Source organism: Corynebacterium sp. (assembly GCF_012838985.1).
In the GTDB taxonomy this organism is placed as follows: Bacteria; Actinomycetota; Actinomycetes; order Mycobacteriales; family Mycobacteriaceae; genus Corynebacterium.
Window position 1 is genome coordinate 1 of sequence record NZ_DUOE01000027.1, and the last position, 5,492, is coordinate 5,492.

Below are 5,492 nucleotides of genomic sequence, written 5' to 3' on the forward strand. Positions count from 1 at the left end.
CCGATCGCGCGGCGCAGCTTGCGTGTGCGCAGGCGCTCGGGGTCCTGCGCGAGGGACTCCACGGCCCGGACGGCGCACATGACGTGGGCTTCCTTCGAGTTGGAGTAGAAGGCCTGCGCCTGGGCGGGCAGTTTCGGCACGGCGTGGAGCGGCAGGTCCGACACCGACAGCAGCGCGCCGTAGGGGACGCGGTAGCGGTAGCCGTTGGTGGCGAGGGCGGAGGACTCCATGTCGACGGCCGCGGCGGTCGAGCCGCGGAGGTTCTCCCACAGGTCACGCGGGGTGTGCCACTCCCAGTTGCGGTCGGCGGTGGACAGGACGGTGCCGGTACGCATGAGGGAGTTGTCGTCGCCGTAGATCTCCTCGACGGCGTTCTCCAGGGCGATCTGTATCTCCGGGATCGCGGGGATCGGGATGTCGTGGGAGATGTGGCTGTCGAGGATGCTGTCCTGGCGCTGGTAGGCGTTGCCGAGGATGAGGTCGCCGATGCGCATGCGGCCGTCCATGCCGGCGCAGTGGCCGATCATGATCCACGCCTCCGGGCGCAGCACGGCGAGGCAGTCGGTGATGGTCTTGGCGTTCGACGGTCCGACGCCGATGTTGATCATGGTGATGCCGTCACCGTCGCGGGTGCACAGGTCGTAGCGGGGCATCTGGTAGCGGGAGCCGAGGTCGAGCGAACGGGAGTCGACGAGCGCGGCCCGGTCGCGGGAGATCTGGCGCCCGGAGGGCAGCAGCAGGTCGGTGTAGCGAGAGTCCTCGCGGGCGAGTTCGCTGATGCCGAAGCGCACGAACTCGGTGGTGTGCATGTCGTAGTTGGTGAAGAGGATGAACCGCTGGAGGGTCTCCACCTCGATGCCGGTGTAGTGCTCGATGCGGGCGCAGGCGATGTCGAAACGCTGCGGGCCGAAGTGGAACAGCGGCTTCTCTGCACCGTGGAACGCCTCCCACTCACCGTCGACGATGGCGTCGTGGACGTGGTCCAGGGTCGGGCGGGGGATCTCGGCGGCACCCGCCCCGGCACGCCGGGCCTCGGAGATGCCCTCGATGCCGCGGATGTACTCCGGGGGGATGCGTTCCGACGACGGCCCGATGTACATGTCGCACGGGTAGTTGCCGGTCAGACGGGTGAGCTGGTCACGCAGATAGTCCCTGATGATGTGGGGTTTCGAGAGGGTCGCGGAGTAGCGGCCGGCCTCGTCGACGTAGCCGAAGGGTTCGTTGCGGTCGATGGGCCGCCACGACTTCACGTCGACGATGATCTTCGGGTAGACGACGTCGCGGTAGTCGTCGTAGGTGCCCTCATCCAGGATGGTGCGGGCTAGGGCGGTCGAGTGGTCGTAGAGCTCGACGAGGCCGTCCACGGCCTCGTCGACGTCGAAAACCTGGTGCATGGCCGCCAGCCTAGCGAGATTCCCCGGAATGCACTGAGGCGGGAATCGGGGTGAACCACCACGTCCACCGATTCCCGCCTCAGTCCAGAAGAGGTTGGAGCCCCATCAGAATAGGTTAGGCTACCCTTCGCTGTCTAGTGTTGTGCGGAAATCAGTACATCGCGTGCTGGCCACCGTCGATCGGGACGACGGTGCCGTTGATGAAACTGGCGTCGTCGGAGAGCAGGAACGCCGCGAGGGCACCGACCTCCTCCGGGCGGCCGAAACGCTCGGCAGGGTTCACGGAGACGAACTGCCGGCCGACCTCCTCCCAGTCGTCGCCGCCCATCTGCTTGAGGGAGTTCTCGACCATCGCAGTCATGATCGCTCCGGGCGCGATGGCGTTGATGGTGATGTTGTGCTTGCCGTACTCCCGCGCAGAGTTACGGGTCAGGCCGACGACACCGTGCTTGGAGGCTGCGTAACCGGACTGGTTGCCGACACCGCGGATGCCACCCACCGACGCCGAGTTGAGGATGCGGCCGCCACCCTGCGTGACCATCTGCTTGAGAACCTCGGCCATGCCGAGGAACACGCCGTTGAGGTTGACGGCGACGACCTTGTTGAACTCCTCGGCGCCGAACTCGTGCGTGAGGTTCTGCGTGCCCTCGATACCGGCGTTGTTGAAGAAGCCGTCGATCCTGCCGAACAGTTCCACGGCCTTCGCGACGTACGCCTTGACGTCATCCTCATCGGTCACGTCCGCGGTGGTCACCTCGATGGTGCGCTCCGGGTGGGCAGCCCTGATCTTCTCCTGCGCGTCCTTCAGCCCCTCCTCGTTGAGGTCGACGAGGAGCAGGTCCGCCCCTTCGGACGCGAGACGTTCGGCGGCGGCCAGGCCCAGGCCTGCGGCACCTCCGGTGATGATGACGGACTTGCCTGCGAAACGCTGCGTGAGATCGGTCATGATGACTACTTCGGTGGGGATTTGCGTATGTGTCCCCAACCTACCGACGCCGCAGCGTCCCTGCCGGACCTACTGCGCCGGGCCGGTGACGGGGTCGCGCTCGGCGCCGAGGCGGGCGTCGATACGCAGCAGTCCCGCGCCGTCCTCGCCGACGAGCTTGAGCTGGTCGATGATGCCACCGACGGTGTCCTCCTCCTCGATCTGCTCGTTGAGGAACCAGTTCACCAGGCTGCGGGAGTCGAAGTCCTGGACCTCATCGGCCACGCGCGCCAGGTTGCGGATCATCTCCGAGACTTTCCGCTCATGCTCGAGGGAGATGGTGAAGGCGTCGAGCGGGGAGTTGACCGTGAGTTCCGGGATCTCGATGTCCCCGAGCTGCACGTTCGCGCCGCGGGCCATGATGTGCTCGGCGATCTTCTCGGCGTGGGCGCGCTCCTCATCGGCCTGGGCCATCATCCACGAGCTCATGCCGGAGAAGCTGAGTGCGTTGAGGTCGTAGGAGAGCTGCTGGTAGATGAGGGCGGCCTGGTGCTCGGCCGTGACCTGCTTGTTGAGGGTGTCGAGTAGCTTGTCGTTGATCTTCATGGCTCCATGCTAGGTCTGTTTGTGGCGGGTGTCACTGACGGTGCGTCGCTAGGCTGGCCCCATGGCGACCGACTACCTGGCAGAACTGCAGAAGGAGCTCGCTGACCGGCTCCACCGGCTCCGGACCACCCGTGGGGCGGACGGCACGGAGCCGCGGGTGGCCACCCGACCCGAGCTCCCGCTGGCGGCCCGCATCCCGGCGCGCGGCCACTTCGAGGACGACTGGCGCGCCCGCCCCACCGCCGAACGGCCGTGGCCGGTGATCCTCATCCACGGCACCGGCGACACCAACGGCATCTGGCAGAATCTGGCTGTTGACCTGCGCGGGGACGGCTGGGCTGTGTTCGCCCCCGAGTTCGGGCGCCGCGCCACCGACCGCGTCGAGGAGTCCGCGGAGCAGATCGGCGCGTACATCGACGCCGTCCGGCAGGTCACCGGCGCACGGCAGGTCGTGCTCGTCGGGCATTCGCAGGGCGGGATCCTCGCCCGCTACTGGATGCGCATTCTCGACGGCGCCCCGAAGGTCCGCCACCTGGTCACCCTCGGCTCACCGAACAACGGGACGACGATGGGCGGCATGCTCTCCGGCATGACGAACACGAAGATCGGGGAGTCGATGATCACCTCCGCGATCTCCTCGTGGTTCGGCCCCTCCGGCTTCCAGCTGATCACCGGTCACCCGCTTCTCGACGAGATCAACTGCGACGGCCCCGTCGAGGAGGGCGTGGGGTACACGAACATCGCGACCCGGTTCGACACCATCATCCAGCCGCTGGAGACGTGCTTCCTGGAGTCGGACGACCCGGACGCGGACATCACGAACATCGTCGTCCAGGACCTGGAGCCGAAGTCCCGGGTGCTGCACGTCGACCTGCCGGGTGACGCCCGCGTGCGCCAGATCGTGCGCGACGCGCTCGACGGCATCGAGGTGTGAGCGCCGGTTACAGCGCGAGATGGTCGAGCAGGTCGTCGAAGGCCGGCGCGACCGGGGTACGCCAGAGGACGTCGACGCGCTGGTCGGCACGCCCCGGGCCGCCGTTGACCACCGCGACGCGCTTGCCCTGCCGCTGCGCCTCCAGGACGAACCGGTAACCGCTCATCACGGCCAGCGAGGAGCCCACCACCAGCAGCGACGCGGCCTCCTCCAGCATCTCCGCGGCCCGTTCCTTCCGCGCGGCCGGCACCGGTTCACCGAAGTACACCACGTCCGGCTTGAGCCGCACCGATCCGCAGCGCAGGCACCCGACCATGGTGAACCGGTCGACCACCGACTGCGGCAGGGTGACGTCACCGTCAGGGTTAACCATCGAGGGGTCGACGGCGACCGAGGCCAGGAAACCGGGGTTCGCCGCCTCCAGCCGCTCACCGAAGAGACGGCGGTCCTCGCGGGCCCCGCAGTCGAGGCACATGACGGTGTCGAGGTTGCCGTGCAGGTGGAGGAGATTCTCCGTGCCGGCGTCCCGGTGCAGGCCGTCGACGTTCTGGGTGACCAGCCCGCCGATGTACCCGGCGCGCTCCAGCTCGACGAGCGCGAAGTGGGTGCGGTTGGGGCGGGCGTCGTCCATCTGCCGCCAGCCGACGAAGGAGCGCGCCCAGTAACGGTGCGACGCCGCCGGGTCGTGGCTGAACTCCTGGTACGTCATCGGGCGGTGGCGGCTGAGCGAGCCCTGCGGGCCGCGGTAGTCCGGGATGCCCGAGTCCGTCGACACGCCCGCCCCGGTGAGCACCAGCGCCGGGCCCTCCGCCAGCTGCTCCGCGACCTGCGGCAACGCCTGCTCCGGCGGGGTCGGATCGGCCGTCTCCGCGACGACCCGCGCGATGGAGCGCAGCGCGGAGCGGTGCGATTCGTTGAGGCCGGGGGCGTCGAAGGGGGCGTCGGAAAGCGGGGTGTCCACGGGGCCCACCCTATCGACCATGACCGGAACGGTAGTCCAGCAGCAGCCCCCGCAGGCGCTCCGCGGCGGGGCTGAGGAAGGCGTCGCGACGGTGGAGCAGCGCGGTGTACAGCGGCGGCGGCGGATCGGGGATGTCGCGGTAGTGGACGCGGGTGGTGGTGAATCTCCGGGCCACCCCGGTCACGTAGGCCACGCCCACCCCGCCGGAGACGAGCGGCACCGCGGTCTGCAGGGTGGAGACCTTCTGGATGCGGTACGGGCGGAACTCCGGGTGGGCCGCCCAGTAGACCTCGAGGATCTCGGGCAGCCCGATGAAACTGGGGTAGGCGAAGGGGATGATGAGGGTCTCCTCGCGCAGGTCGGCGATGTTGAGCGGGGAGGGCAGGTGGCCCAGCCTTTCAGGCAGCGCCAGCTGGAGCGGCAGGGTGGCGGCGGTCTCCACCACGAGGGTGTCACCGTAGCGACGCCGCAGGTCAGCGACATCGGCGGTGATCATGAGGCCGAGGTCACTGCGCCCCTCCTGCACGTTGGCCAGGGTCTCCGCGGGGGCGGGGTCCATGACCGTGAGCTCGACGTCAGGGGCCTCCCGCCGGAGCCGGAGGAGGATGTCCGGGAGGAAACCCCAGTTGAACTCCGGCGCGACGGACAGCCGCACCCGACCGACCGCGCCGG

Annotated in this window: 6 protein-coding genes; 1 reads left to right on the forward strand and 5 read right to left on the reverse strand. The window is 68.5% G+C overall.

What is annotated here, in order from left to right:
• From amn to GXZ33_RS01110, 3 genes are all read right to left on the reverse strand, one after another.
• Positions 1-1,394, reverse strand: a 1,394-nt coding sequence (gene amn / locus GXZ33_RS01100; protein ID WP_291339023.1) for an AMP nucleosidase, incomplete at its 3' end; no start/stop codon positions are given.
• A 151-nt stretch (positions 1,395-1,545) separates the two neighbouring features.
• Positions 1,546-2,340, reverse strand: coding sequence for a glucose 1-dehydrogenase (locus tag GXZ33_RS01105; RefSeq protein WP_291339024.1), 795 nt, complete (start codon positions 2,338-2,340; stop codon positions 1,546-1,548).
• 69 nt (positions 2,341-2,409) lie between these two features.
• Complete coding sequence (locus GXZ33_RS01110; protein ID WP_291339025.1) at positions 2,410-2,925, reverse strand: ferritin; 516 nt, start codon at positions 2,923-2,925, stop codon at positions 2,410-2,412.
• Between the two features lie 61 nt (positions 2,926-2,986).
• Here GXZ33_RS01110 and GXZ33_RS01115 point away from each other — a divergent pair, with 61 nt between their 5' ends.
• Positions 2,987-3,859 (forward strand): triacylglycerol lipase, encoded by an 873-nt coding sequence (locus tag GXZ33_RS01115; RefSeq protein ID WP_291339026.1) that lies wholly within the window; start codon positions 2,987-2,989, stop codon positions 3,857-3,859.
• Between the two features lie 7 nt (positions 3,860-3,866).
• On the opposite strand, the gene GXZ33_RS01120 is transcribed toward GXZ33_RS01115, so the two are convergent.
• Both GXZ33_RS01120 and GXZ33_RS01125 read right to left on the reverse strand, forming a co-directional pair.
• Positions 3,867-4,820 carry a Sir2 family NAD-dependent protein deacetylase gene (locus GXZ33_RS01120; RefSeq protein ID WP_291339027.1) on the reverse strand — a complete coding sequence of 318 codons (954 nt, stop codon included), beginning with the start codon at positions 4,818-4,820 and terminating at the stop codon, positions 3,867-3,869.
• 10 nt (positions 4,821-4,830) lie between these two features.
• A partial coding sequence (locus GXZ33_RS01125; protein WP_291339028.1) for a LysR family substrate-binding domain-containing protein occupies positions 4,831-5,492 on the reverse strand: 662 nt, incomplete at its 5' end.